Source organism: Synechococcus sp. A15-62 (assembly GCF_014280075.1).
GTDB lineage: Bacteria > Cyanobacteriota > Cyanobacteriia > PCC-6307 > Cyanobiaceae > Parasynechococcus.
In genome coordinates, this window is record NZ_CP047950.1 from 1,220,593 (window position 1) to 1,243,136 (window position 22,544).

Below are 22,544 nucleotides of genomic sequence, written 5' to 3' on the forward strand. Positions count from 1 at the left end.
GATCAACGTTGGTCACCGCTGCCGCCGATGCGCCCGCGGGCAGCCCGGCTCGACAGTTTCTGCAGGTTGGCGTCAGCCACCTCATTCAGGTCATAACCCAGTTCGCTGGCCAACTGAGCCACGTACCAGAGCACATCTCCTAGCTCCAACTTGATGGCTTCGCGGGTGTCGGCATCAAAAACTCCTCCACGATCACGAATCACCTTTTTCACCTTGTCAGCCACTTCTCCGGCTTCACCGGTCAGGCCAAGGGTCGGATAAATGGGATTACGGCCAACATCCGGGTAGGCAGCCGTCTTTCGGGCGGCGTCCTGATAGGAATTCATCTCCATGGGACCGGTTGGGAAACGCCCGGATGGTAGTTTCCGCAGGGATTTTCAGCCGCGATATGGGCCAGTTCGACCTGAACCGACGGACCAAGATCGTGGCCACCATTGGCCCTGCAACGGAGAGTCCGGAGCGGATCAAAGAGCTGGTGAAGGCTGGTGCCACCACCTTCAGGCTGAATTTTTCCCACGGGGACCACAGCGAGCACGCCGCACGCATCGCCACGATCCGTCAGGTTTCTGAGGAACTGGGGCAGACCATCGGCATCCTCCAGGACCTTCAGGGCCCGAAGATTCGGCTCGGGCGGTTCGCTGAGGGGCCGATCACCCTGGCCAACGGCGATCCGTTCACGCTCACCTCACGGCCGGTGAGCTGCGACAAGTCGATCGCAACGGTCACCTACGACAAGCTCGCCGACGAAGTCACCGCCGGCAGTCGGATCCTGCTCGACGACGGCCGTGTGGAGATGAAAGTCGATACCGTCGACAAAGCGCAGCAGACCTTGCATTGCACCGTCACCGTGGGCGGTGTTCTCTCCAATAACAAGGGCGTCAACTTCCCAGACGTTCAACTGTCCGTTCGTGCCCTCACGGACAAGGACAAGACCGACTTGGCCTTTGGCCTCAGTCAGGGGGTGGACTGGGTGGCCCTCAGCTTCGTGCGCAATCCCTCCGACATGGAGGAGATTCGCGGACTGATCCGTGAACAGGGCCATGAAACCCCTGTGGTGGCGAAGATCGAAAAATTTGAGGCCATCGATCAGATCGATTCAATCCTGCCGCTCTGTGACGGCGTGATGGTGGCCCGCGGTGACCTCGGCGTGGAGATGCCGGCCGAGGAAGTGCCGTTGCTGCAGAAGGAACTGATCCGCAAGGCCAACAGCCTGGGCATCCCCATCATCACGGCGACCCAGATGCTGGATTCCATGGCCTCCAGCCCCCGCCCCACCCGTGCCGAAGTCAGCGACGTGGCCAACGCCATCCTGGATGGCACCGACGCCGTGATGCTTTCCAACGAGACCGCTGTGGGGGATTTCCCCGTGGAAGCCGTTCAAACCATGGCCACCATTGCCCGAAGGATCGAGAAGGACTACCCCCAGCGCTCGATCGACAGCCACCTGCCCAGCACCATTCCCAACGCCTTGAGCGGTGCGGTCAGCACCATCGCCAGCCAGCTCAATGCCTCCGCGATTCTTCCCCTCACCCGCAGTGGGGCCACAGCTCGCAACGTCAGCAAGTTCCGGCCAGCGGCACCCATCCTTGCCATCACGCCTGATCGCACCGTCGCCTGTCGCCTGCAGTTGGTGTGGGGCGTGACACCGCTGGTGATTCCCCAGGGCGAACGCACCACGCAGACCTTCCAGGCAGCGATGCTCAAGGCCAAGGAGCTCAACCTGCTGAAGGAGGGTGATCTCGTGGTTCAGTCCGCAGGCACCCACACCGGCGTTTCCGGATCCACGGATCTGGTCAAGGTGAGCATCGTCGGCAACGAAGCAGAGGGGACACTGATCTGAACGACGCCAAACCATGAAGCGGCGCATGCCCGCAACCGAAACGGTGCGGATGGCCCTGTCCACCCTGCGGAGCAACCGCCTGCGCAGCCTGCTCACGATGGTGGGCATCGTGATCGGCAATGCCTCTGTGATCACCCTGGTGGGTGTTGGACGGGGGGCACAGCTACTGGCTGAAGGTCAGTTGAACAACCTCGGGGCCAATGTGCTGTTTGTGGTTCCGGGCAACACAAACGCCAGACGCCAAGGGGTCACCCGACCTAAAACGCTTGTGCTGGAGGACGCCGAAGCCATCGCCTCCCAGGTTCCCAGCGTCAAGCGCGTGGCGCCCGTGATCAACACCAATCAGGTGGTGCAGGCCGGAGCCCGCAGCTCCACGGGTGCGGTCTTCGGCGCGACATCGGAGTTCCTCCCGGTGCGCAGCTTCGAGGTGGCCAAGGGCCGTTTCATCAACGCCAAGGACGTCGCCGGTGCGAAAGCCATTGCCGTGCTTGGCTCTGATCTGCGCATCAAGTTGTTTCCCACTGGCGCAGCCATTGGCCAGCAGGTGCGCATCGGCAATCAGAGCTTTGAGGTGGTCGGTGTGATGGCCCCCAAAGGGGCCGTCTTCGGCAGCAACCAGGATGAAAACACCTACATCCCCATCACCACGATGGTGAACCGGATCACTGGTCGGGATCCGATTTACGGCGTCAGCCTCAACTCCATCAGTGTTGAAGCCAGGGATGAAAACAGCATCAGCGCAGCCAGCTTTCAGATCAACAACCTGCTGAGGCAGCGGCACCGGATTCTTCGGGACGACGATTTCGTGGTGAGATCCCAGAAGGACGCCCTCACCATCGTGAGCACCATCACCGGAGGACTCACCCTGATGCTCGGGGCCATCGGTGGGATCTCCCTTCTGGTGGGAGGCATCGGGATCATGAACATCATGCTGGTGTCCGTCAGCGAACGCACCGAAGAGATCGGTCTGCGCAAAGCCCTGGGGGCCCGCAGCAGTGATGTGCTGCAGCAGTTTCTGGTGGAATCACTTGTTCTCGCCAGCCTGGGCGGCGCCATCGGCACACTGGCTGGTCTTGGAACAGTGAGCCTCGTTGCGGCGGTCACGCCCCTGCCAGCAACGATCGGAGCAACGATGGTGGTGGTCACCGTTGGACTCTCAGGATCCATCGGGCTGTTCTTCGGGGTCGTTCCAGCCCGAAGAGCCGCAAAGCTCGACCCGATTGTTGCCTTGAGAAGCCTTTGATCAAGGCCTCAGAAATGAGGACAATTCCTTTACACTCGTTAACGAATTTTTTCAGCTCATGAATCAGCGCTGGCGCCTTCTTGCCCTCTGGCTGTTGCCAATCGGCGTCGTGTTGCTGATCGGCTGGCAGGTGGTGAGCAATGGAGGCATGAATGGCCTCAGCCAAGACAGCAATGGCACCACCGTCGCTCCTCGCAATGCTGCGGTGGCACGGATGAGCTATGGCCGCTTCCTCGATTACGTCGAGGCCGGTCGAGTCACAGCCGTTGATATCTATGACGGTGGCCGCAACGCCGTGATCGAAGCCGTTGACCCCGACCTCGACAACCGGGTCCAGCGCCTGCGCGTTGATCTTCCTGGTCTGGCCCCTGAGCTGATCAACACGCTGAAGACCGAAGGCATCAGCTTCGACATTCATCCCCCCCGCACAGCACCACCGGCGCTGGGAGTTCTGGGCAATCTGGCCTTCCCGCTTCTGCTGATCGGTGCCCTGATCTTCTTGGCCCGCCGCAACAGCAACATGCCTGGCGGCCCTGGCCAGGCCATGCAATTCGGCAAAAGCAAGGCCCGCTTCATGATGGAAGCGGAGACCGGCGTCATGTTCGATGACGTAGCCGGCGTCACCGAGGCCAAGCAAGAACTGCAGGAAGTGGTCACCTTCCTGAAGCAGCCCGAGCGATTCACCTCCGTTGGTGCTCAGATTCCCCGCGGCCTTCTGCTGGTCGGCCCTCCCGGCACCGGCAAAACCCTGCTTGCCAAGGCCATTGCCGGTGAAGCGGGCGTCCCCTTCTTCTCTCTCTCCGGCTCTGAGTTCGTCGAGATGTTTGTTGGCGTGGGTGCCAGCCGCGTCCGCGATCTGTTCAAGAAGGCCAAAGAGAACAGCCCCTGTTTGATCTTCATCGACGAAATTGATGCCGTTGGCCGCCAGCGCGGTGCCGGCATCGGTGGAGGAAACGACGAACGTGAACAAACGCTCAACCAGCTCCTGACGGAGATGGATGGCTTCGAGGGCAACAGCGGCATCATCATCATTGCCGCCACCAACCGCCCCGACGTTCTGGACTCAGCTTTGATGCGTCCCGGCCGTTTCGACCGTCAGGTCACCGTGGACGCCCCAGACATTAAGGGTCGTCTCGCCATCCTGGACGTCCATTGCCGCAACAAGAAGCTCGAAGAGGAGTTGTCTCTCGAAAGCATCGCCCGCCGCACACCTGGCTTCACCGGTGCAGACCTGGCCAACCTGATGAATGAGGCAGCCATTCTCACCGCCCGCCGCCGCAAGGAAGCCATCGGTTTGAGCGAGATCGACGACGCTGTCGATCGGATCATTGCCGGCATGGAGGGTCGTCCCCTCACCGACGGCCGCAGCAAGCGACTGATCGCTTACCACGAGGTGGGCCATGCCCTGATCGGGACGCTGGTTAAGGACCACGACCCTGTTCAGAAAGTCACCTTGGTTCCCCGCGGTCAGGCCCAGGGCCTGACTTGGTTCTCCCCGGACGAGGAGCAAACCCTCGTCACCCGTGCCCAGCTCAAAGCACGCATCATGGGAGCCCTTGGTGGTCGTGCCGCAGAGGATGTGGTGTTCGGCCATCAGGAAGTCACCACCGGCGCCGGCGGCGACATCCAGCAGGTTGCTTCGATGGCGCGAAACATGGTGACCCGACTCGGCATGAGTGATCTCGGCCCTGTCGCCCTTGAAGGCGGCAGCCAGGAGGTGTTCCTGGGACGCGACTTGATGTCACGCAGTGATGTGTCGGAATCGATCTCCCAACAGATCGATATTCAAGTGCGCAACATGGTGAAGCGCTGTTATGACGAGACCGTGGAGATTGTGGCTGCCAATCGCGAAGCCATGGATCGCCTGGTGGAACTGCTGATCGAAAAGGAAACTATGGATGGCGATGAGTTCAAGGCCGTTGTGGCTGAATTCACCGCTGTTCCTGAGAAAGACCGCACCGTCGTTACCCTGGACTGATTCTTGGTTCAGCAAAAGAAAGCCCCCGTCTGGTTCAGACGGGGGCTTTTTTATGAATTGGATTTGTTCTTTCTTCGCCGACAACGCTCGGAGCAATACACAACCTCATCCCAACAATTTCTCCAAGCTTTGCGCCACTCAAAGGGACGAGCGCAGACCGGACAAATCTTGCTGGGACGGTTGTTTTTATAGCTTCCCTTCTTCAAGCAACAGCCTGAACGGGACGTTTGTCGATCACCGAGTCAATCAAGCCGTAGTTCACTGCCTCGGTGGGTGACATGAAGAAGTCACGATCGGTGTCCTGCTGGATCCGATCAAGGGGTTGCCCAGTCCGATCGGACAGCTCCTTGTTAAGGCGTTCTTTCAGGAAGAGGATTTCGTCTGCCTGAATGCGGATGTCACTGGCTTGACCCTGGGCACCACCCAACGGCTGGTGAATCATGATCCGGGAGTGCTGCAGGCTGCTGCGCTTGCCCTTGGTGCCGGCACAGAGCAGGAAAGCTCCCATGCTTGCGGCGAGGCCGACACACACCGTGTGCACATCCGGTTTGATGTGCTGCATCGTGTCGAAGATGCCGAGGCCGTCGTAGACCGAACCACCGGGCGAGTTGATGTAGAGGTAGATATCTTTCTCGGGGTCCTCAGCTTCGAGGAACAACATCTGGGCCACGATCCGGTTGGCGGAGTCACTGGTGACGGCCTCACCAAGGAAGATGATTCGCTCGCGCAGAAGCCTGGAATAAATGTCAAAGGCCCTTTCTCCCCGGCCCGACTCCTCAATCACAATGGGGATCATCTGAGCATCAGCAGGGTCGAGTAATCCTAACGGCGATGTCTCCGGCGCTAGGGTTTCGGCCATTCATTCTGGACTGCACGTTGGCCGCAAGTCAGACCATTGCCGACAGCAAACGAGCGTTTCATCAGGCCTTTCCCCACGTCATTGCGCCGCTGTACCGCCGCCTTGCTGATGAGCTGCTGGTGGAGCTGCATTTGCTGAGCCATCAAAGCCGATTTGAAGCCAACGAGCTCTTCAGCGTTGGGCTCTGCACAGTGTTTGACACCTTCACCAAGGGCTATCGGCCCGAAGCTCAGACCGACGCACTGTTCAGCGCCCTGTGCAGCAGCAACGGCTTCGACGCAGCAAAGCTGCGCAAAACCAACGCCTCTCTGGTTGACCAGGCCAATGGCAAGGATCCCGAGAGCCTCAGGGATTGGCTGTCATCCCACGCCCTCAAAGAGGGCAACCACTACTCGCGTTTGATGGCCGTTGGATTGATGAGCCTGCTGAAGGCGGCTACAGCGGATGCCACAGGTTCGGACACCGAGGCCATCGTCAAACAGAGCAAAGAATTTGCCGAGGGGCTCGGTTTGCCCACCGATCGCGTTGAGAAGGACTTGACCCTGTTTGGCTCCAACAGCGAACGGATGGATCAGGCCGTTGAGCTTGTGGAAGAGACGATCGCTGCCGAGAAGCGCAAGAAGGAACGTCGTTTGGAAGAGCAGGCTCAACGCACCTCAAGCTGAAGCCGAAGCCATCCGGGCTTTTGCTGCGTCGGTAGTGCCGTCATCTCAAGCTCCAGTTGAGATGCCTGACCAAGCACCCGCGGCCAGCCCGGTCCGAGCCAATCCAACCGGACCAACTGATCCGGTCGTGCTTGAAGCCGAAGCCGCTGTTGGCCCATCCGTTTCAGCGGATTCGGGCCAAGCCTCGGGGCGTCCCCCAGAGTCAGCAGCAACTCCACCTGGCCTTGAAATGGGGGGCTCAACGACCAGCCACCTTGGGGATTCCCCTGAGGATCTAACCAAACATCAGCGTCACGGTCTGAAGGCTGACCTTCCGGAGAGAGCAGTGACCGTTGCACCCATTGAAAACCACGCTGCAACAAGGCGGAGGCAACGGCATCGAGGCTGCGCTTGATCCTGTCGGTTTGATCAGCAGCCAGCATCAACCTGGCTTGAATCGAAGCCTGGAAACGGCCAGCCTCGAGCGCATCGAGCCGTACAAGGACAGGTGCATTGAGAAGAACGTCGCGCACCTCCTTCGGCAATCCGTATCGGCTGTCGAGTTGTTCTGCAAACAGTGAATTTTTGAACAAAGATCCCAGCAGCGGCTGCAGGGAAACGCTGTTGAGCTCCAGATAGGCCGACGGCGGATCGAAGCGAACGAAATTGGCTGAGTGTTCCTTGTGGTGAGGCTGCAGGGATGCGAAGGGACTGGGGGCCACGGGTCCTTGAGCCAACAGACGATCGCCCTGTAGCGCAACACGCAGACAGCCATGGGACACGCTCGCCAAAGCGGGAAAGAGAGAACCGCTGATGGAGGCCAGGCCTGAGGGTTGCCACTGAACGGCCGTTCCGCTGGTCAACCGCTGCAAGCAGCTCTGCTCCAGGGCCGAGGGCTCCCGTCGCTTGAGCGGTGGGAGTTGATCAAAACTGCTGCGGTGCAATTCATCAGCAAACAGCAGATCCAGGGAAGACGAATGCGATACGGCCGGAAGCGCCAGAAGGGGTTCGCCGTCTTCAAGCCAGATCAGCCACCACAGCCCGCGGCCATGACGGGCCCAGCGATCAGGGGCTGCCGAAGGACCAAGCCGCTGCTGCCAGATCCTCGGCACCGGTGCAGAAGGGTCCGCCACAAAGCTCTGAACCAAGCGTGCCCGCTGACTGATCTCAAACAGCTCTGCTGTTCCACGGCGATTCAGGGAAGGCGTCTGCAGGCTGGATATGCCAAGCAGCAGGGCGGGCAAAAAAAAGCACAACCCCAGAAGAAGGGTTGTGCAGGGATGAAGTCCAAGTTGACGTCTGATGGACGCAATCAGGACGACGACTTGGTTGATCCTTGACGGCGTCGACGGTCTCTCCATTCGATCGTTGAGAGATAGATCACGGCAACGCTGACGAAAACAAGAAGCACTGCTGCAGTGACCGCCAGGGTCTGGCTGAGAAGGGGTGCGTCTTGAAGCACAGATTCGATCAGAAGTTCAAGGTGCCGTCACCATTGCGTCCCCAGACGACCATGGCGATGGAAAAACTGAACATGGCGGCCAAGGACGCCCAACCCAGAGTGAACAACATGCTCTTGACCACTTGACTGTCGGGATCCTACCTAGGGTTCGGCACCTTTTCGTCCGCCCGAAGGCAACTGTCATGACCAGCTCCAGCCCCGGTTCATCAGCAGTGCTGGAGCGTCAAGGAACGACCCAGCGTTATCCCGAGGCTCGCGTGATCGTTCTGGACGACGACGTGAACACGTTCCAACACGTGGTGGACTGCCTGCGCAAGATCATTCCGGGCATGAGTGAGGACAAGGCCTGGAACCTCGCCAACAGAATTGATGGACAGGGTTCTGCAGAAGTCTGGTGCGGGCCGCTGGAGCAGGCCGAGCTTTACCACCAGCAGCTTCAGGCCGAAGGCTTAACGATGGCGCCTCTGGAACGCTGCTGAGTCAGGCCGCAGGCTTGCGGCTGGCTTTGGTGAGCCGCAGCAGATCAGCCACCTGCAGACGCTGCAGCTGCTCGTCCATCACGAAACGCACCACACGGCCAGGACACAGGGCCAGTCCCCGAACCTCCGTTCCGTGCACTTCAGCGGTGAGCATGCGGGCCTGGGGGCCGCATGCGTCCTCTAGCGGTCCGCTGATCGCGTGGCGGAGAGCGTCAACTGATTTCAGCATCACAGCCCCGGAGCGCTCTCTCTGGCATAGCCAAAGTGGCTAACTTTCACCAGATCTCGGGTTTTCGTTCAGCTTTGGGCCGGGTCGTCATCACCCACAGCACCTATGTGGACGGCTTGATCCCGTGGCTGAAGGCCCTGTCCCATGAGACGGATATTCAGACGATCACCCCTGCCGTGATCAGCAGGGTGCGTGGACGCAGTCCTGATCTGCAGCTGCGGGTGTCCACCCCGATCACAGGGGGTTACAAGCTGGTGGCCCGCAAGGGCACATCAGCCCAGGAAGTCTTTGTGGTGACGTCGATGAGTCGGCCAGACCTGGAACAGGCAGTCCTGCATCACCGCCCCTGAAGGGGTTGGCCCAACTCGAATCCGGCAGCTCGACAGGCCTCAGGATGACCAACCGCAACGCTGGGATCTCGGGCACAGAGTTCAGCCCAATCGGATCGGAGGAAACATTGGGGAAGGATGGCCCGGCATGCGACTTCAGCGTCATCCGGCAGAAAGGGATCAGCGTCTGCCGCGGGGCTGCCGAAACAACCCACAAGCAGTGCGCTTGCCACCAGGCCGAAAACAGATAAGAAGAAAGAAACCAGCACGGAAGGATGAGTAGTGAAGCGATGCGGAAAAGTGATTCTCAACAACACCGACAGCCAACAAACTCAATGTGAGAACGAAGTGGGTTCCCTCAATCCATGCACAGTTGGATCAACAAGTGACATCAAACGGCGGCATCAATCATTGGAGTCAGACGCAGGAATTTTGAATTCCATGAACAATGCTTCCGCGTCAGCATAATCTTTCTTTTCGCGCAAATAAAAGACCTGAGCTTTCCACCAATCCCAGGTTTCCATCTGGATGAGTTCGTCCAGGCGTGGATCACGCATCGCAGCACTGCAACCAAACAAACGCTAAGGACAGGAAAAGCGCTGACAAGCTTTGTTCACACAGCCGTAAGCATCATCGACTACACAACAGCACAGGGGTAGCCTTGATGGGTGCAGCAATCGAACCATGCCCCTCGAAATTGCCGTCAAACAAGGGCAACAAACAATGGAGAGCATGGGCAGTTTCGACGACCTCGAAGACGCTTTGACCGAGTTCAACGAATTGATCAACCGGCGCAACTGGCACCAGAGCGTGACCACCATCTCGTTGACCGACACCGATAAAAACAAATGCCTTGCTCAATATGCGCTGCAAGAGTTCAACCATTCCGAGACCTAGATCTTCAAGCCGATCAACAGCAAGCGAACCCAAACGAATCTAGAATTCAAGAAATCGAAATTGACAAGATGAACGGCAAGGTCCTGGTAATAGGAATTGGCCTCTTCTTCATTTTATTTTTTGTGATTGAGTCATGGCTGATGAGAAGCCTACCCCACTAGCCAATCAGAAATTTTGCTCAGACAAGTCACCGTTAAGCAATCCACTGAACGCGTCATCATCCGTGCACGGGGACTGAGCCAGAAATTTGATTGGTGCGCATCCAATAGCTCACCAATTGAACACCAAAAGAACTCTCAAGAATTCACGATGGCTCAACTCAGCCCGTAAAACTACGATATGTGCGACTGGTTAAAAAATAGTTAGCCGCAAAGATGGCAGCCAAAGCAAGGTGGAATTGCGACCCAAACGGAATACCCATTCCATTCACCGTAATCCAAGTGTTGACAACAAAGAAAGAAATGTTGCCAACGAGAAGAAGGGCGAACAAGAGCTTCTTCAGAGCATCTGACTGCAAGAGAAGGAGAACGACAGCCCCATAAACGCCAAAAACAAGCCCAAGGTCGGAGTAGCCGTGCAAAATCCTCATCGAGGCATCGGAATGGCTATGGGTGAAGGCGGCTGCAAGAAGGTTCAAAGGGACCAAAGCCGTCACATTAGGTCCTAGAAAATGACGGGAATTGCCCTGCAGCCACATGGCCTGCTGCAACTGCTTGTTCATGGTCCAACCAGTGGCTCAAAGTTGCGCCGATGCAATCATCATGACGGAATCAACCAGGTTCTGCAAGGAAGGTGGGTGCTGTTTGAAAGCCAAAGGCTAGTTGTCGCTGAACGAATAGAGCCTGAAGAGTTCTATTTCTCCTCCCAGAAAACCACCGCAATACGTTGGTCACGACCGTGACAGAAAAAGCTGATCAATCAGATCTGTGGACAAAGTCCATGCAAGTAATTTGTACCTCATAAAAGCCGCATCGATTTCATTAAAAGTGATGCTCCGGTTGATTTACTAAATTGAAAGGCGAGATCAAGGCGCAAGGCTGGTGGTTTCGTTTGCCTCCTCAGATCCGCCCAAGGGTCTAGGCAAGGCCCTGCTCCATGCGCAGTTCAAGCGAAGGAGGCCTTGATCGCACCGGGTGTGGCACCCCACTTGATCGATGTGGGTGTAGACCTCCAACGCTTCTGGAGAAAATTCAGCCCAGACCCTGTTCACGTCCCTGATTGGGGTGAACCACCATGCCGTGCGAGCCCCAGTGGTCGACCTGGAAGAACCAGAAGGGGCGACAAAGTGGGGTTTCGTTTCCGGCTGCATGGCCGGTTTACGTCACCGTCACGACAGTCTCCCCAAGTCGAAAGAGAGTCAGATCAGAGCACTAGAAAAAGGCCGTCACCAACACAGCAGTTCGTTAACCAGCCTAGTCCTGACTCTCACTCTCGAGGGGCCAGATCCTGCGAATGGCGGCAAGTACTGACTCGGCCTCATCGCGACGCTTCGCCACCGTTTCACCCTCGAGCAGCAGCGTCACGTGGCCCAACTTGCGCCCCGGAGTTTCCGGTGACTTGCCATACCAGTGCAGGTGAAGCCCTTGCATGGCTTCAAGCGCCAGTAGCCGCTGGTCCAATGGATCATGGCGTTCGGGGTCCAGGCCCAGCAGGTTGACCATCAAGGCACCGCGGGTTTTGAGCTCGGGATCAGGCACGGGCAGGCCAGCAGCAATGCAGAGCTGCTGATCGAACTGACTGCTGGTGCAGGCCTCGATCGAATAGTGGCCTGAATTGTGGGTTCGGGGGGCGATCTCATTCACCTGCAGGCCAGCTGGTCCATAGAAGAACTCCAGAGCCAACACCCCCACATAGCCGAGCTTCGTCATCAGCGACGCAGCAACGTTGTAGGCCAAGGCCGCTACGGAAGGGTCCACCGGTGCCGGTGCCAGAACCCAGTCACAAACCTGCTGATGCTGATGGGTCTGCACCAGGGGGAAATGGCGGATCCGGCCGCGCTGATCGCGGCTGACCACGAGAGCCAGCTCAAGCTCGTAGTCCACCCAGGATTCCAGCAACCAATCCTCGGCAGGGACGGCTCGCAACAACTGCGACAGGGCATCGATATCGCGCAACACCACCGTGCCCTTGCCGTCATATCCCCCGCGGGAGGCCTTGGCCATCACCGGAAAGGTCCAACCCTGAGGAAGCGCGGGCTGGGCCGGTGAAATCAAACGCAGCGGACACCAAGGCGGGCTCGGGATCGCCAGGTCGTCGAGCAGCTGACGCTGCGACAACTTGTCGACCAGGGGCGAGAGCGCAGCCAGGGATGGCTGGAAACGAACGCCCTGCTGCTCCAGCGGCAGAAGGGCGTCGATATTGACCCACTCGTTCTCGAAGGTGACGCCGTCACAGCCCACCACCAGCTCCCGGGTTCCAGCCACATCCCGCGGATCCGCGGTCACGAGACGCGACGCCAATCCAGCGGCGGGATCCGCTGGATTGGATGTCTGAACGGCGATCGGAACCTCGCGTTGCGCGGCGGCCTGCACAAGCATCCGTGCCAGCTGACCACCTCCCACAACGCCGATCATCGTGTCCGAGCTGATGTCCGCAGCTTGCCACTTTGCAGGGTCAGTGACAGCGTCAGATCAGCGGCCGATCGCCGGCAAAGGCCAACCGAACCATGGTGAACAGCAGCACCATCAGGAACAGGGCCAGGCCAAGGGTGCAGGCGTAGCTGATCTCCAATTCGGCAAAGGCCTGGTCATACACGTAATAAACGATGGTTCGGGTGGCATCCGCAGGACCTCCCTGGGTCATCAGGAACACCTCCTCAAACACCTTCGTGGCCGCTATCGACGACACCACAGCGACCAGGGTCACGTAGGGCCCCATCAAGGGCAGGGTGATGTCGAGATGTTTTCTCCAACCCTCGCTGCCATCCAGCTCCGCCGCCTCATAGAGCTCCTTGGGAATGCCCTGAAGACCCGCCAGGAAGATCACCATGTAGTAGCCCAGTCCTTTCCAGAGGGTCACCAACATCACGGCGGGCAGGGCCAGTTGCGGCGTGGTGAGAAAACCAATCGGGCTGAAGGCATCACCGAGCAGAGCACTCAACCATCCATTTATCAGTCCGTTCTCGGCATAGAGCCAGCGAAAGGCGATGGCTGCAACAACGATCGACACCAGCACCGGCGTATAAAAAGCGCCCCGCAGAAGAGACCGACCGGGCAGCCCCTGGTTCACCAGCACCGCCAACGCCAGCGCCCCCAGAACGATGGGAGGCACCACACCAACCAGGTAGAGAAAGGTGGTGAACAGCACCTGCCGCGCCATTGGGTCCGACAGCAGGCGCTCCAGGTTGGCCAAACCGACAAAACGCAGGGGTTCACTGACATCCAGCCCCGTGGCGGTAAAGCTCATCACCAGAGCCATCAGGGCCGGCACCAGCACCGACAAACTGATCAGCACCACAGCCGGCAGCAGGAACGCCCAGGCCGAAAGAGAGTTGCGCACTGATCTCTCGCGCACAGGACCAGCGACACTGTTGCGAGAGTAGGTGGGTTCCAACGGTTTCATGACCACAATCACCCCGTTGCATCACATCCGCGTTGCGCTGGAGCGCAATCCCTACGAGGTTGTGATTGGAAACGGCGGCCTGGCCAGACTTGGTCAGCAAATCCTGGACGCTGGGGTGCAGGCTAGTCGGCGTGTGCTGGTGGTCAGCAATCCCGATGTCGCCAACCCCTATGGCGATGCCTGCCTGAACAGCCTCAGAGAGGCAGGTTTCAGCGTGGAGCTTTTGGTGATTGACGCCGGCGAACACCAGAAGACGCCCGCCACGGTGGCGGAGATCCACGATGCGGCTTACAACGCCAAGCTCGAACGCAGCTCCTTGATGGTGGCCCTCGGCGGCGGCGTTGTGGGGGACATGACCGGTTTTGCGGCAGCCACCTGGCTGCGCGGCATCCAGGTGGTGCAGGTGCCCACAACCCTGCTGGCCATGGTGGATGCGTCAATCGGGGGTAAGACCGGGGTCAACCATCCCCGCGGCAAAAACCTGATCGGTGCCTTTCACCAGCCGCGGCTGGTGCTGATCGATCCCTCGACCCTCAACACCCTGCCCGAACGCGAGTTCCGGGCCGGCATGGCCGAAGTGATCAAGTACGGAATCCTCGGTGACACGGCGCTGTTCGAGGAACTGGAGGCCTGCCCCAACCCGAGCACGCCCGCTGGGCTTGGATCGGAACGCCTGAGCTCGATCCTGCAGCGATCGGCCGCGGCCAAGGCCCGGGTGGTGGCCGCCGACGAAAAGGAAGGAGGCTTACGAGCGATCCTCAACTACGGCCATACCTTCGGCCATGTGGTGGAGACCCTCTGCGGCTATGGCACCTGGCTGCATGGCGAGGCGGTTGCCATTGGCATGGTGGCCGTGGGTGAACTCGCCGTGCTGCGGGGCAGCTGGAGTCGCGAGGATGCTGAGCGCCAACGCCGGCTGATCGACAGCGCCGGACTCCCCACCGCCTGGCCCGATCTCGCCGCCGATGCGGTTCTGGACAGCTTGCAGGGGGACAAAAAGGTGCGCGACGGTCGCCTGCGCTTCGTGATGCCCACCGGCATCGGATCCGTTGAGATCCGCGATGACGTCAGTCGCGACGAGATCCTCAGCTGCCTTGAGCGCCTGAAAGGCTGAAGCCGCCTTCCGGCAACCCGCGGAGGTAGGTGAGCCAGCGGAACGCACCCAGCCCCGCAGGATCCACCAGGCGAAGCAGGGCTTCGCGGCGTTGCAGGGCTTCCGCCAGCTGTTGGCCCGGTAGCTGCTGCAGCCCATGCAGACGCTGCGCAAGCCCTAGGGCCAGCAGTGCCTCGCCCTGCTTGGCCTGGTCACCCACCAGCCAGCCATTGCGCTGGGCCGCCTCATCAACAACCTCGATGCAGAGGTGGGCCGTGAGGTCCTGCTCACCGGGCTGATCCAAGGGCGACAGCCCCGCCTGCTGAGCGCAAACAGCCATCAAGGTGCCGTCGGAGCGCCGGGCTGTGAAGTAACGCTGGGCCTCCAGGGCGTAATCAATCACCAGCAGCACACCCGCATCCAGGGCGGCGGCGGCCGCCGCGAACCAGTCAGGCAATGCACTGTTCCACTCCGTGGTCCACCCTTCTGGGGCATCGGGGGGCGGCAACTGAATGCCGCCTTGGTTGCAAACACGCCTGATTTCCTGGTGCAAACCATCGGGGAGAGGCCGATGAGTCATTTGCAGGCCACCGTTTGGATTGAGCTCCACCCACTGCTGCTGGAAGGATCCCTCCCGCCAGATCAAGCGCTCCACCGGAAGAGCATCCAACAACTCATGGGCGATCACCACTCCATGAACCGGAGCGCGGCGCAAGTCGTCCAGGGAACACCAGCGCAGCGGCAGATCGTCCGCCTCTTGCAGCAGAGCCTGTTGCCGCCGCCGCATCCCGGGGTTGGCCTCCACCAACACCAATTCGATCCGAGCCAACAGCTCTGGATCAGCACCACGCAACGCAGCGACCAGATCCCGGGCCAGATGACCCTCGCCAGGACCGATTTCCACGATCGACAGGCGTTGATCAGGATCGCTACGGGAAATCGACGTCAGCCAGGCCAGGATCTGAGGAGCCAGAAGGGCTGCGAAATCACTGCCCAACGCTGGGGAGGTGACGAAATCACCCTGGGCACCAATGCGTGCACGGCCTGAGCCGTAATACCCGTGCTCCGGCTCATTCAGAGCCAGATCCATGAACCGGGAAAACGGAACGGCACCCCCCGACTGATGCAGATGCGTTGCCAACCAGTCAGGACAGGACGCAACCATCGGTTCCATTGGAGAGAATGCCGGTCGCTGCAGCAGTTCCATGGGAACACATCACATCCGACATCTGTGGAGCCTTGTCGTGGTGGCTCTGGTCAGCCTGGGTGTTCTGGTGACCCCGGCTGAGGCCTACGACAACCCGGAGCTGCTACCGGATCACCCCACCCCGGTGATCGACCTCGCCAAGGTGTTCAGTGACACCCAGAGAAGCCAGTTGGAGGCATCCCTGGCGGATGTGGAGGAACGCACCGGCTGGAAGATGCGGGTGTTGACCCAGTACGAACGCACACCAGGTCTGGCCATTCGCGAGTTCTGGGGGCTGGATGAAAGCAGCCTGCTGCTCGTGGCCGACCCCCGCGGCGGGAACCTGCTGAACTTCAACGTTGGCGATGCCTATTTCGCGATGATGCCGCGCACCTACTGGGTGGAGCTGCAGACCCGCTACGGCAACCAGTACTACGTGAAGGATCACGGCGAGGACGGAGCCGTGCTGGATGCCCTCAATGCGGTGGAAATCTGTCTGGACCGTGGTGGCTGTCAGGTGGTGCCTGGCCTTCCCCAGGAACAGTGGCTTTGGACGCTGACCACATCGATCTTCGGCGGCTTGATTGCCGGCTTTGCGGCCTACCCACGGAAGGAGGGCGAAACCATTGCCTGGGCCTGGTTGCTGCTGCTCTCACCGCTGTGGGTGATGCTCTTCGGGGTCTTCGGCGTTGCCCCTGTGGTCACACGCACCTCCGAAGTGATGCCCCTGCTGCGTAATGGGGTCGGCTTCCTGGCTGGTGGCATCGCGGCTTATCTAATCGCCCAGGCCACGGTTGGTCGAAAGCTTCAGAACGACGCTGAGGGTTGAGGGGTCTAGACGACCTCGAAATGCCTCTCAGAGCCGGGTGGCGCATTCAATGCGCGACCCGGTGCAGAGTGCCGGGGGAGGAGCGACGAGCGCCTGGCGCTTGATATCACGCAAACGACGCAACTCCGCAAGATTCACGTCATAGAAGGAACGCAGACGCGCATATTTTTTGACGGGTTGGCCGTAATAGCTGCGACCGGCAAGGGTGGGAAAGGACGCCCATTCGGGAGCCAGCATGGCTGCGAGAAGCGGGCTGAGAACACCGGTGTCGGTCAAACCCAAAGCTTTGCGCCGCTGGATCAGGAACAACGCGCCCTGGTCCTGGGCCTCAGGTCCGAAACCGCGCACGCCGATGCTGCGCTGAACCAGATTCCAGGTGAAGGGCATGAACTGGTAGGCCCCAGCAGCTGCACTGGCGTAGCGGGAGCTGTAGATCACCCGGTTGGGATGACGGTCTAGGGAAGGCATCAAACCACCTCCGAACATCACCCGGTAGCCCACATCGAGGCCACCTTTCCAGGTACCTTCCGCGAAGCGGATCGTGTTAAGCATCGCCCGACGTTCGGGCGTGATCACGTAGGGAATCGCCCGGCTGGGCTGGAACTCAGAGGTGTGAATCAACTGCGCCCGCGAGGCGGCGGGCAACAGGCTCGCCCGGGCCGACAGTGGGGAACAGAGGGCAGGCAGAACTCCGACGATCACGGCCGCTTGAAGCGTCTGACGACCGATAAATGCAGAGATAGCCATTAAGAGCGTTCAAAGTACATGCCCTCAGAAGAGGACGATGAGCAGATCAGAAGCGGATGAAATGCTCGGGCGAGAAAAATCTCACTCGCTGTGACTTTCTCGAACCGAAGGCTCAAAGCAATAGGTATATATGCCAGTCAAATAATCGGCCAGGGCATCAACTTGGCAGCAAATTGACGCGACAAGAAGTAGTTTTTTCGTGAAAATCAAATGGTCTGCTCAGCCCAACCCACCAGTGCCAGAGCAGCTTCTTCAGCCCCTGATGCAGAAAGAGGAGCTTCGCTCGGCGCCAGCAATGGCTGGTCCAGCTGCCATGCCCCCGAGTCCAGATCCTGACGCGTAAGGCAGCGGTGCTGACCGTGGCGACGCAGACCATCCATCAACGCCGCCGCTTCAGCGAATCCGCTGCGCTCCACCACGTGCATCCCAACCCCTTGGGCCATCGCCTCGCAGAAGCTGCTGAAACCGGGCTTGCCCAGAAAACGGGAGCAACGGCCCAGCACATCAACGGGACGCAGCCCATCCGGAAGAAGCGTGAGGTTGGGGAGCGCTACCAACTCCGGTGCTTGCGAACCATCTGCTGAAGTCGGCAGCAGGAAATGGTGATTGGGCCAAAGCTGAAACAGATCCCGCGAAAGGGACAAGCCCAGGCCTCCAAATCCCACCAGCACCAGGGGAGCGGCCTGGCCATCAAGGGAAGCCTCAAGATCCGCCGGGATGGGCCGCGGGCTGGCACAGACCAACCCGATCCTCTGTTCAGGCAACCCCCAATTCATGGCGAGGTCAAACGGACATCGCAGCAGGAGATCACCGCAGCGGTAGGCCTCAGCGGCGGCATCGGCCCAGCCTTGGAAAGCAGGGCCCAACGGGCCATAGATGTCATCCCAGCCGAAATTGCTCATCCACACCAGAGGTGCATCGAGGCGCTGGGCCAGGGCGGCCGCGGCCGGGGGAATGTCCCCGATGATCAACACCGGCTGCTCCTGCGACGCCAGCCAAACGGCTTCAGCCTCGATCAGGGCCGGCAGCCGTTGTTCAAGCTGATCCAGGGCACTGAAAGTTGCGGCGCAATCCACACCGAGCGCATCGGCCTGCACCATGCCCACATCCCACTGACAGCACCGTTGCTCAATCGCTGCATCCCCCAACAACAGCTGGAGTAGCGGGGAGGGCAGGCCCGAGCTCATCACCAACGTCCACTCAGGACGCAGGCGGCGCAGCTGCTGCAACACCGCAGCATCGCGAGCCGCATGGCCGAAGCCATGGCTGCTGCTGCAGAGATAGATCAGCACGGCAGCGGAGCATCGATCGGCAACCGCTCCTGATGGATCAGCTCAGCATCGGGGGTGTACCAGCGATGGGCGAGCTGGGTGAGGCGGGAACCCTGGAATTCAGCCCAAGAGAGATGCAGCAGCATCCGCCCCTGCCCATCCACCCCTGAACGAGGCACACAGGCGGCGTTGATCAGAGCGGTTCCATGGCGATGGCGCAACAGCGTCTGGCGTACACCGGAACCGCGCTTGAGGGCATGGTGCATGTGACCGAAGATCACCAGATCGGCGGGTCGGTGCTTGGCCATGCGGTCCAGGGCAAGGGCCAGATCCTGATCCCCCCAGTCCACCGCCGGGGGCTTCCAGTCACGTCCGCAGGGACTGGCGGCATCAGATCCCAAGCCCGAGGGACCGCAGTGGGCCATCACGATCAAGGGCTGATCAGCGGGAACTTCAGCTGCGGCCTGAACGATTCGCTCGGCTGAAGCCTCAAGCGACACCGGACCGTACACCGCCTCCACAGCTTTCGAGAGGTGAAACCCCCCACCAGCACTGCAGGGACGCGCACCCACAACAGTCAACGGAAGCTCCGGCCAATGGATCGAGCGCCAAGCGCAATGGAGATCGCCGAGCACAGCGCGTTGTTGCTCGAGGATGCCGCCACTGCGATCTCGCCCGCGGTCGTGGTTTCCCAGGATCACGGCAACGGGGAAGGGAAGCCGCGTGATCCGGCGCGTCAGCCGCAGATCTCCATCAGCGAGGTCACCAACGAAAAGAACAGCGTCAGGCCTGAGCTGCTGCAGCAGCTGCTCATCCGCGTCGCCCCAGGCGCCGTGCAGATCACCGGCAATGGCAAGGCGCAGGTGCTTCAGAGCGAGTGCCTAGGCTGTGGCCATCCTGCCCCGAACCGGTCCTGATGAGCGCTGACACCGCCGTTGTTGCGGCGATCAACCGGCTCCGCCAGGACCGCAATGCCGTGATCCTGGCGCACTACTACCAGGAACCGGAGATTCAGGACATCGCCGATTTCGTTGGTGACTCCCTAGAGCTGTCGCGAAAGGCCGCCAGCACGGATGCCGATGTGATCGTGTTCTGCGGTGTGCACTTCATGGCGGAGACCGCCAAGATTCTGAGCCCGGAAAAGACGGTGGTGCTGCCGGATCTAGAGGCCGGTTGCTCTCTGGCGGACGACTGCCCCGCTGATGAGTTCGCCCGCTTTCGTGCAGAACACCCCGACCACTTTGTGGTGAGTTACATCAACTGCACGGCAGCGGTGAAGGCGCAAAGCGATCTGATCTGCACCAGCAGCAATGCCGTTGATCTGGTGAACCAACTGCCTGCCGATCAGCCCGTTCTCTTCGCCCCGGATCAGAACCTGGGGCGCTGGGTTCAGCAACAGAGCGGTCGCGAGCTGACCCTCTGGCCAGGACGCTGCATCGTTCATGAGACCTTCAGCGAAGAAGCCGTTCTGGCCCTCAAGCACGAACATCCCACGGCTGAAGTGATCGCCCACCCCGAATGCCAGCAGAACCTGCTGGACCTGGCGGATTTCATTGGATCCACCAGCAAGCTTTTGAATTACGCCGAACAAAGCTCCTGCAACAGCTTCATCGTTCTGACGGAACCAGGGATCCTCCATCAGATGCAGCAACGGGTTCCGGAGAAAACCCTGCTCGACGTGCCAGGGATCGATGGATGCAGCTGCAATGCCTGCCCCTACATGCGGCTCAACACCCTGGAAAAACTGAAGGCATGCCTGGAGACCCTCACGCCTGCGATCGAGATGGATGAACCGATGCGTCTGAAGGCCATGAAACCCATGCAGCGCATGCTTGAGATGAGCCGGTGACGCGCCAACCGATCAAAGAACGACGCGTCATACGAATAAATTTCCATAATGCGAGCCCCGCGATGCATGGCCCCCGTCATCCAGCCCAAGGGCATCAGGGTTCTGACCTTGATGGCGGCGATGTCAGGGACGTTGTGCACCGCAGCGACTGCACAACCGTGGAACCAACCGATTCCTGAACCCGCGACGGAATCCACGGCACAAACCATGCAGTTGGCCAACCAACTGAACCAAGTGGGAGCCAGATTTTTTGGAGCCCATTGGTGCCCCGCCTGCAAAGAGCAGATGAAACTCTTCGGCAAACAGGCCGGACGCCACCTGAACTATGTGGAATGCGGTCTGCCTGACAAATATCCCGACCAGGTCAACCAATGCAGGGATGAGAACATCCGATCCATCCCCACATGGACACGACCCGGATCAGTACGGCTTGAGGGTGTTCAGTCGATCAACACCCTCGAGCGCTGGAGTGGCCTCAGGCCTGAACAGAAGAACTGATCACTTCTTGCGGCAATAGCCAGCGCCAACATTCATCCAGCCGGAAGGGAAAGCTTCACCGTTGGTGAGCCTCATCTCGTAGTAGATGGGAGACGTGCAGGTGGTGCCCAGTGTGTTGACGTAACCCAGAGGGCATTGGTTGTGGCCTTGTGCCTTGGGAATCTTTTTCTGCGCCAGAGCGGAACTGGGCACAGCCAGGACTGAAACAAACAGAGCGCCAGCCAGAAGCTTCATGGCAAACGGGGCAAACGCGCTCAAGGTACGGGGCTTCCAGACTGTTTGCAGCGATCAGCAGCGGAGCTTGATCGAACGCACGCCTGAAGGGTTGTATTGCCGAGCCGCAAAAGCTTGGGTTGATCCGTGGCGTCCAGTACCCCGGGCCCTGATCACCCACGCCCATGCCGACCACGCCCGACCCGGATGCGGGGAGTACTGGGCTGTGGCCTCAAGTGAAGGGGTTCTGCGCCAGAGGCTCGGCAAAGACATCACGCTTCACCCGGTGGCCTACGGCGAAGAACACTGGCTGGGGCAATGCAAGGTGTCGTTTCACAGCGCAGGACACGTGCTTGGTTCAGCGCAGATCCGCCTGGAATCAGAGGGGGAGGTGTGGGTGGTGAGCGGTGATTACAAACGTGATGACGACCCCAGCTGCGAACCCTTTGAACCGGTGCGCTGTGATGTGCTGATCACCGAAGCCACCTTCGGGATGCCGATCTATCGCTGGCAGAGCGGTGAACAGGTGGCCAAGGACATCCATGCCTGGTGGAGCGGTGATCGCAGCAGGCCATCCCTGCTGTTCTGCTACGCCTTCGGCAAAGCCCAACGCTTGCTGGCTGAGCTGAAGGCCATCGGCGTCGAGGAGGAGGTGCTGCTGCACGGCGCCGTTGAGACCGTCACCCGCCACTACCGCGAGGCGGGAGTTCCCATGACCCCCAGCCGTCCCGTCAGCGAACTGACCCGCAAGGATCCGCTCCATGGGCGTTTGATCCTGGCCCCGCCATCGGCCCATCGCTCCAGCTGGATGCGTCGGTTCAAGTCACCACAAACAGCCTTTGCCTCCGGTTGGATGGCCGTGCGCGGAGCGCGCAGACGGCGGGGCTATGAGCGCGGCTTCGTGCTCAGTGATCATGCCGACTGGCCTGGGCTGATCCAGACCGTTCGGGACAGCGGTGCCCGCAAGGTGTACGTCACCCATGGACAGAGTGATGTTCTTGCCCGTTACCTGCGGGAGGTGGAGGGTGTGGATGCGGAGCCGCTGGACACCCTGTTCGAAGGGGAATCGGACTAGAACTTGGCGATGCCGTCCGGCAGCTCGGGGAGGTTGAGGTTTGCTTCGCGACCTTCAATCGCGGCTGTGAGTGATTCGATCATCATGGCGTTGCCGCTGTCTTTGACAGCCTCAAGCGCCTTCTGAAGACGAAGACGACGGTCGGATGGATCATCCGCTGTGCCCGAGCCAGCCACGGGGGTGACGACGGCCGTGGCTGAGGCGGTAGCGCGCACGCTGCTCAGTTGTTGCGCGAGGTTGTCCCAGAGGAGTGCCATCCGGC

29 protein-coding genes and 1 other RNA gene are annotated in these 22,544 nt (G+C 60.1%); 12 read left to right on the top strand and 18 right to left on the bottom strand.

The features are described 5' to 3' along the window. Positions 1-2 precede the first annotated feature (2 nt). Positions 3-332 carry a nucleoside triphosphate pyrophosphohydrolase family protein gene (locus SynA1562_RS06840; RefSeq protein ID WP_006850816.1) on the bottom strand — a complete coding sequence of 110 codons (330 nt, stop codon included), beginning with the start codon at positions 330-332 and terminating at the stop codon, positions 3-5. A 56-nt stretch (positions 333-388) separates the two neighbouring features. Between SynA1562_RS06840 and pyk the strand changes: the two genes are divergently transcribed. Genes pyk through ftsH form a run of 3 tightly spaced genes read left to right on the top strand, consistent with a single transcriptional unit; the run spans position 389 to position 5,061 of the window. Then, a complete protein-coding gene (gene pyk, locus SynA1562_RS06845) occupies positions 389-1,840 on the top strand; it encodes a pyruvate kinase (protein ID WP_186493265.1) in 1,452 nt (483 codons plus the stop codon). Between the two features lie 13 nt (positions 1,841-1,853). Continuing rightward, positions 1,854-3,083 (top strand): ABC transporter permease, encoded by a 1,230-nt coding sequence (locus SynA1562_RS06850; protein ID WP_186493266.1) that lies wholly within the window; start codon positions 1,854-1,856, stop codon positions 3,081-3,083. A 58-nt stretch (positions 3,084-3,141) separates the two neighbouring features. After that, complete coding sequence (gene ftsH / locus SynA1562_RS06855) at positions 3,142-5,061, top strand: ATP-dependent zinc metalloprotease FtsH (protein ID WP_186493267.1); 1,920 nt, start codon at positions 3,142-3,144, stop codon at positions 5,059-5,061. Between the two features lie 50 nt (positions 5,062-5,111). Here the strand turns inward: ftsH and SynA1562_RS06860 are convergent, their stop codons facing one another. After that, positions 5,112-5,267: a DUF2256 domain-containing protein gene (locus tag SynA1562_RS06860; RefSeq protein WP_186493268.1), complete on the bottom strand. Its 156-nt coding sequence runs from the start codon at positions 5,265-5,267 to the stop codon at positions 5,112-5,114. Beyond that, positions 5,264-5,857 (bottom strand): ATP-dependent Clp endopeptidase proteolytic subunit ClpP, encoded by a 594-nt coding sequence (gene clpP / locus SynA1562_RS06865; RefSeq protein WP_025362250.1) that lies wholly within the window; start codon positions 5,855-5,857, stop codon positions 5,264-5,266. The genes SynA1562_RS06860 and clpP overlap by 4 nt, the downstream gene beginning before the upstream one ends. An 80-nt stretch (positions 5,858-5,937) precedes the next feature. On the opposite strand from clpP, the gene psb29 reads away from it, so the two are divergent. Then, on the top strand, positions 5,938-6,585 hold the full coding sequence (psb29, locus tag SynA1562_RS06870; RefSeq protein WP_186493269.1) for a photosystem II biogenesis protein Psp29: 648 nt from the start codon (positions 5,938-5,940) through the stop codon (positions 6,583-6,585). On the opposite strand, the gene SynA1562_RS06875 is transcribed toward psb29, so the two are convergent. Continuing rightward, entirely contained in the window at positions 6,567-7,808 is a 1,242-nt protein-coding gene (locus SynA1562_RS06875; RefSeq protein WP_186493270.1) for a hypothetical protein, read from the bottom strand. The two genes, psb29 and SynA1562_RS06875, sit on opposite strands and share 19 nt — an antisense overlap. A gap of 226 nt (positions 7,809-8,034) precedes the next feature. Further along, positions 8,035-8,136, bottom strand: coding sequence for a cytochrome b6-f complex subunit PetN (gene petN, locus SynA1562_RS06880; RefSeq protein WP_011364412.1), 102 nt, complete (start codon positions 8,134-8,136; stop codon positions 8,035-8,037). Positions 8,137-8,208: 72 nt separating this feature from the next. On the opposite strand from petN, the gene clpS reads away from it, so the two are divergent. Continuing rightward, positions 8,209-8,505 carry an ATP-dependent Clp protease adapter ClpS gene (gene clpS / locus SynA1562_RS06885; RefSeq protein ID WP_186493271.1) on the top strand — a complete coding sequence of 99 codons (297 nt, stop codon included), beginning with the start codon at positions 8,209-8,211 and terminating at the stop codon, positions 8,503-8,505. A gap of 1 nt (position 8,506) precedes the next feature. Here the strand turns inward: clpS and SynA1562_RS06890 are convergent, their stop codons facing one another. Next, on the bottom strand, positions 8,507-8,734 hold the full coding sequence (locus SynA1562_RS06890; RefSeq protein ID WP_011364414.1) for a hypothetical protein: 228 nt from the start codon (positions 8,732-8,734) through the stop codon (positions 8,507-8,509). A gap of 74 nt (positions 8,735-8,808) precedes the next feature. Here SynA1562_RS06890 and SynA1562_RS06895 point away from each other — a divergent pair, with 74 nt between their 5' ends. Beyond that, positions 8,809-9,084, top strand: a complete 276-nt coding sequence (locus SynA1562_RS06895; protein ID WP_186493272.1) for a DUF2103 domain-containing protein — start codon at positions 8,809-8,811, stop codon at positions 9,082-9,084. Here SynA1562_RS06895 and SynA1562_RS06900 read toward each other — a convergent pair. Both SynA1562_RS06900 and SynA1562_RS06905 read right to left on the bottom strand, forming a co-directional pair. After that, positions 9,072-9,296, bottom strand: a complete 225-nt coding sequence (locus SynA1562_RS06900; RefSeq protein WP_186493273.1) for a hypothetical protein — start codon at positions 9,294-9,296, stop codon at positions 9,072-9,074. The genes SynA1562_RS06895 and SynA1562_RS06900 overlap by 13 nt on opposite strands. A gap of 171 nt (positions 9,297-9,467) precedes the next feature. Then, the gene (locus SynA1562_RS06905) at positions 9,468-9,620 is read right to left on the bottom strand and encodes a hypothetical protein (RefSeq protein WP_170950607.1); all 153 of its coding nucleotides are present in this window, start codon (positions 9,618-9,620) and stop codon (positions 9,468-9,470) included. A 127-nt stretch (positions 9,621-9,747) separates the two neighbouring features. Between SynA1562_RS06905 and SynA1562_RS06910 the strand changes: the two genes are divergently transcribed. Beyond that, positions 9,748-9,960, top strand: a complete 213-nt coding sequence (locus tag SynA1562_RS06910; protein ID WP_186493274.1) for a hypothetical protein — start codon at positions 9,748-9,750, stop codon at positions 9,958-9,960. Between the two features lie 319 nt (positions 9,961-10,279). Here the strand turns inward: SynA1562_RS06910 and SynA1562_RS06915 are convergent, their stop codons facing one another. The 4 genes from SynA1562_RS06915 to SynA1562_RS06930 form a co-directional block, all read right to left on the bottom strand. Continuing rightward, entirely contained in the window at positions 10,280-10,681 is a 402-nt protein-coding gene (locus SynA1562_RS06915) for a hypothetical protein (RefSeq protein WP_255445574.1), read from the bottom strand. 500 nt (positions 10,682-11,181) lie between these two features. Further along, positions 11,182-11,365: non-coding RNA, 6S RNA (gene ssrS, locus SynA1562_RS06920), on the bottom strand. A gap of 7 nt (positions 11,366-11,372) precedes the next feature. Next, a complete protein-coding gene (locus tag SynA1562_RS06925; RefSeq protein WP_186493275.1) occupies positions 11,373-12,533 on the bottom strand; it encodes a 5-(carboxyamino)imidazole ribonucleotide synthase in 1,161 nt (386 codons plus the stop codon). Positions 12,534-12,585: 52 nt separating this feature from the next. Further along, positions 12,586-13,458, bottom strand: coding sequence for a carbohydrate ABC transporter permease (locus tag SynA1562_RS06930; RefSeq protein ID WP_186495345.1), 873 nt, complete (start codon positions 13,456-13,458; stop codon positions 12,586-12,588). 61 nt (positions 13,459-13,519) lie between these two features. On the opposite strand from SynA1562_RS06930, the gene aroB reads away from it, so the two are divergent. Continuing rightward, a complete protein-coding gene (gene aroB, locus SynA1562_RS06935) occupies positions 13,520-14,635 on the top strand; it encodes a 3-dehydroquinate synthase (protein ID WP_186493276.1) in 1,116 nt (371 codons plus the stop codon). Here aroB and SynA1562_RS06940 read toward each other — a convergent pair. Next, entirely contained in the window at positions 14,607-15,821 is a 1,215-nt protein-coding gene (locus tag SynA1562_RS06940) for a class I SAM-dependent methyltransferase (RefSeq protein WP_186493277.1), read from the bottom strand. The genes aroB and SynA1562_RS06940 overlap by 29 nt on opposite strands. Between SynA1562_RS06940 and SynA1562_RS06945 the strand changes: the two genes are divergently transcribed. Next, entirely contained in the window at positions 15,820-16,629 is an 810-nt protein-coding gene (locus SynA1562_RS06945; RefSeq protein WP_186493278.1) for a TPM domain-containing protein, read from the top strand. The two genes, SynA1562_RS06940 and SynA1562_RS06945, sit on opposite strands and share 2 nt — an antisense overlap. Before the next feature lie 27 nt (positions 16,630-16,656). Here the strand turns inward: SynA1562_RS06945 and SynA1562_RS06950 are convergent, their stop codons facing one another. The 3 genes from SynA1562_RS06950 to SynA1562_RS06960 form a co-directional block, all read right to left on the bottom strand. Next, the gene (locus SynA1562_RS06950; RefSeq protein ID WP_186493279.1) at positions 16,657-17,376 is read right to left on the bottom strand and encodes a glycoside hydrolase family 104 protein; all 720 of its coding nucleotides are present in this window, start codon (positions 17,374-17,376) and stop codon (positions 16,657-16,659) included. A gap of 206 nt (positions 17,377-17,582) precedes the next feature. Beyond that, the gene (locus SynA1562_RS06955) at positions 17,583-18,668 is read right to left on the bottom strand and encodes a hypothetical protein (RefSeq protein WP_186493280.1); all 1,086 of its coding nucleotides are present in this window, start codon (positions 18,666-18,668) and stop codon (positions 17,583-17,585) included. Continuing rightward, positions 18,662-19,510, bottom strand: coding sequence for a TIGR04168 family protein (locus SynA1562_RS06960; protein ID WP_186495346.1), 849 nt, complete (start codon positions 19,508-19,510; stop codon positions 18,662-18,664). Before SynA1562_RS06960 ends, SynA1562_RS06955 begins: the two co-directional genes overlap by 7 nt. A 53-nt stretch (positions 19,511-19,563) precedes the next feature. On the opposite strand from SynA1562_RS06960, the gene nadA reads away from it, so the two are divergent. Together nadA and SynA1562_RS06970 are read left to right on the top strand one after the other, a co-directional pair. Continuing rightward, positions 19,564-20,496, top strand: coding sequence for a quinolinate synthase NadA (nadA, locus tag SynA1562_RS06965; RefSeq protein ID WP_186493281.1), 933 nt, complete (start codon positions 19,564-19,566; stop codon positions 20,494-20,496). Between the two features lie 66 nt (positions 20,497-20,562). After that, complete coding sequence (locus SynA1562_RS06970; RefSeq protein ID WP_186493282.1) at positions 20,563-20,994, top strand: hypothetical protein; 432 nt, start codon at positions 20,563-20,565, stop codon at positions 20,992-20,994. Here the strand turns inward: SynA1562_RS06970 and SynA1562_RS06975 are convergent, their stop codons facing one another. Continuing rightward, the gene (locus tag SynA1562_RS06975; protein ID WP_186493283.1) at positions 20,995-21,228 is read right to left on the bottom strand and encodes a hypothetical protein; all 234 of its coding nucleotides are present in this window, start codon (positions 21,226-21,228) and stop codon (positions 20,995-20,997) included. A 67-nt stretch (positions 21,229-21,295) separates the two neighbouring features. Here SynA1562_RS06975 and SynA1562_RS06980 point away from each other — a divergent pair, with 67 nt between their 5' ends. Continuing rightward, the gene (locus SynA1562_RS06980) at positions 21,296-22,282 is read left to right on the top strand and encodes a ligase-associated DNA damage response exonuclease (RefSeq protein ID WP_186493284.1); all 987 of its coding nucleotides are present in this window, start codon (positions 21,296-21,298) and stop codon (positions 22,280-22,282) included. On the opposite strand, the gene SynA1562_RS06985 is transcribed toward SynA1562_RS06980, so the two are convergent. Next, on the bottom strand, positions 22,279-22,539 hold the full coding sequence (locus SynA1562_RS06985; protein ID WP_186493285.1) for a hypothetical protein: 261 nt from the start codon (positions 22,537-22,539) through the stop codon (positions 22,279-22,281). The genes SynA1562_RS06980 and SynA1562_RS06985 overlap by 4 nt on opposite strands. Between the last annotated feature and the right edge of the window lie 5 nt (positions 22,540-22,544).